This window comes from Kitasatospora sp. NPDC059747, from assembly GCF_042732955.1.
Classification (GTDB): Bacteria; Actinomycetota; Actinomycetes; order Streptomycetales; family Streptomycetaceae; genus Kitasatospora.
The window spans coordinates 1-2,922 of sequence record NZ_JBHWGV010000171.1 but is presented as its reverse complement, the minus strand read 5'-3'; the positions used below and the strand labels follow the sequence as shown (position 1 = coordinate 2,922).

Genomic DNA, 2,922 nt, shown 5'->3' with positions numbered 1-2,922 from the left:
GCCCCGCCCCCCCCCGGGCGCGCCCCGCACTCGCCCCGCCTGCCCGCTCGCCGCGCGGCCGGCGGGGGCTGCCCCCCCCCCCCCCCCCGGGCCCCGCTCCCGTGGGTCAGTTGGCGATGATCTGGAGCGTCCCGTTGCTCCCGATGCTGCCGGTCAGGTACAGGGTGTGGCCGTCGGGGCCGACGGCGAGGCCGTCGAGCTGGTCCTCGTCGGGGGAGACGGTCTCGGCCGCGACCAGGCTGCCGGAGGCGGTGTCGACGGAGAGCACCGACGGGCCGTTGCTGTAGTCGGCCTTCGTCAGGTAGAGGCGGGTGCCGTCCGGGCTGATCTGCGGGTCGCCCAGGTCGGCGAAGCCGTTGACCAGGGTGAGGTGGCGGGTGACGGTGTCGCCGGCCGGGTCGATCACGTCGGCCTGGCCGCCCTTGTAGCCGGAGGCCACCGCGAACAGGCGGGTGCCGTCCGGGGTGAAGACCGGGTGGTAGTCGAGCGCCCCGGCGGTGCCGCCGACGGTCCCGACCAGGGTGGGCGCGGTGCCCGCCGTGCCGACGTGGAAGACGCCGGCGTCGCCGCCGACGTACAGGTCGTGCCCGCCCGGCCGGAACGCGGCGGTGCCGGTGAAGCTGGTGGGCACCTGCACGGAGCCGGTGAAGGCGTGCTGGGCGGTGGAGAACGCGACCACCCGGCCCTGGCCGTACTGGCGGTAGGCGGTGGGCCCGTTCTGGACGACGTAGGCGGTGGCGCCGTCGGGGCTCACGGTGAGGCCGGTGAGCAGGCCCGGGTTCCAGCCGGCCTGGCGCGGCTGGTCGGGCAGCGCGGTGGTGGTGAGCACGGTCAGCGTGGCGGTGTCGAGCACCACGAGCTGCTGCCCGTTCGCGACGTACAGGCGGGTGCCGTCCGCGGACAGCGCGGCGACCAGGCCGAGCTGGGCGGTGTCGAGGGCGGCCTGCCGGGTGACGGCGTCGCTCTGGGTGTCGACCGCCTTCACCTGGACGGTGTTGCCCGTCCCGCTCACCACGACGTACGCCGTGGTGCCGTCGGGGCTGACGAGCGGCTGGGCCTGGTTGTGGCCGACGGTGATGATGCCCTCGGTGCCGGAGACCGGGGCGGCGGCGCTCTGGTCCGCGGCCTGGGCGGCGGTGCCGGTGAGCGCCAGGACGGCGGCGGCAGCGGCGGCCACGGCGGTCGCGCGGGTGTACGTGCTGATCGAACGCATGGAAGTCTTCGCGGTCATCGCGGTTGTCGATCCCCCTTTGGCGCACCGCACGGTGCGGTGCCGGGGCAGGCTAACCGATCTTCCTGAGAGTCTGATGGACGGTCAATGACCGGAACGAGTCAGCCCCGCTCACGGATGTGGCGCGCAGGCCAACAGGTAGGGGAGCAGCGGGATCGCCACCACCCCGGCCCACCACGCCGCTCGGCGCCGTCGCCGGCCACCCCCGGGGCGCGCCAGCCGCCGCACCCGGGTGAGCACCCCGGTGGCCGCGACCCCGAGGGAGCCGCCCGGGGGTGCCGGGGAGGTGGCCAGGGCGCAGAGCGCGGAGGCGAGTTCGCTGCGCGACACCCGGGCGAGCGCCGCGTCGTCGGCCGCCATCTCCAGCAGCAGCGCCACCTCCGCCCGTCCCAGGCGGGCCAGTGGCAGGCGGCCGAGGAGGAGCGCGAAGGCGTCGGCCGGCAGCCGGAGCAGGTGGTGCCGTCCGCGGATGTGCTCGCGCTCGTGCGCGACGGCGGCGGCGAGCTGGCGCTCGTCGAGGAGTTCCAGGGCGCCGCGTGAGACCACGACCCGGCTGCGGCGGCCGGGCAGGCAGTAGACGGTCGGGTGGGCGTGCTCCAGCACCAGGGCGTTCCAGCGCCGGTCGCGCACCGCGACGACGTCCAGCACCTTCCGGTGCCGCTGGCGCGCCCGCCCGGCCCGCGCGCCGACGCCGGCCACCACCGCGGCGACCCCGGCGGCCCCGGCGGCGAGCAGCCACCAGTCGTGGGTGTGCGGGGCCAGCGGCGGGGCCGGTTCGGCGTGCGGGATGAGCCCGAGCAGTCCGGCGGGCTCGTGGGCGAAGGGTTCGACGGCGTGGTGGGCGGCGAGCAGCAGCGCGACGGCGAAGGAGGCCATCAGCGCCAGCCACAGGGCGGTGCCCGCCACCGGGCGGGTCTGGAGCCGGGCGGAGCCGGCCAGCCGGCGCGGCAGCGCGAGACCGGTCGCGGCCAGGTAGAGGCAGAGCAGCGCGAGGGTCACCGCTCGTCGTCCCGGGCCTTCACCTGCTCCAGGGCGGCGAGCAGCGCGGAGGCCTCGTCGCCGCTCATGGCGTCGACGAAGTGCAGCAGCGCGCCGGTGCGGTCCTGGGTGGTCTCCAGTGCCTGGTGCATGAGCCGGGCGGTGTACGCCTCGCGCGTGCAGGTCGGCTCGTACACCCAGGCGCGGCCGACCTTGTCCCGGCGCAGCCAGCCCTTGGTGTGGAGGATGTCGGCCACCGTGGTCACGGTGGTGTAGGCGACCGGCCGCTGCTGCTGGAGGTCGTCGACCACCTCGCGCACCGTGGCCGGCCGGCCCCAGGACCAGAGCCGGTCCATGATCTCGGCCTCAAGATCGCCGAACCCGCGCAGCACCGCCCCGTTTCCCTTCCTCGCCGCCGCCGTCTGGAACGGCGCCCATGGTACGGCGTTCGACGTCGCCGAAGTCGGGCGTCCTCCTGCGTCCCCTGCTGCCTCCTCTTGCTGCGTTTCCGGCGTCCTCCGGCGTCCTCTGGCGTCAAAGTTCTACAAAGGTGTCGAAGGACACCGGAAAAGTGGCCCACGGCGATCCTGACGGGGGTATGCTTTTCGAGGTTTGAAGAGGCACCTCGTTCGGTGAGGCGTCTTCACGGACACAGGCCACTGACCCGACGACGTCGAGAGACGCCCAGGTTCAGGACAGATCTTCCCGACCTA

The 2,922-nt window shown here is 74.7% G+C and carries 3 protein-coding genes; all 3 read right to left on the bottom strand.

Annotated features, from left to right (window positions below; all coding sequences use genetic code 11):
• Positions 1-106: 106 nt before the first annotated feature.
• Positions 107-1,231, bottom strand: coding sequence for a hypothetical protein (locus ACFV4G_RS40150; RefSeq protein WP_380447980.1), 1,125 nt, complete (start codon positions 1,229-1,231; stop codon positions 107-109).
• A 111-nt stretch (positions 1,232-1,342) separates the two neighbouring features.
• Positions 1,343-2,230 carry a M56 family metallopeptidase gene (locus tag ACFV4G_RS40145; protein ID WP_380447978.1) on the bottom strand — a complete coding sequence of 296 codons (888 nt, stop codon included), beginning with the start codon at positions 2,228-2,230 and terminating at the stop codon, positions 1,343-1,345.
• Entirely contained in the window at positions 2,227-2,598 is a 372-nt protein-coding gene (locus ACFV4G_RS40140) for a BlaI/MecI/CopY family transcriptional regulator (RefSeq protein ID WP_380447999.1), read from the bottom strand. Before ACFV4G_RS40140 ends, ACFV4G_RS40145 begins: the two co-directional genes overlap by 4 nt.
• Between the last annotated feature and the right edge of the window lie 324 nt (positions 2,599-2,922).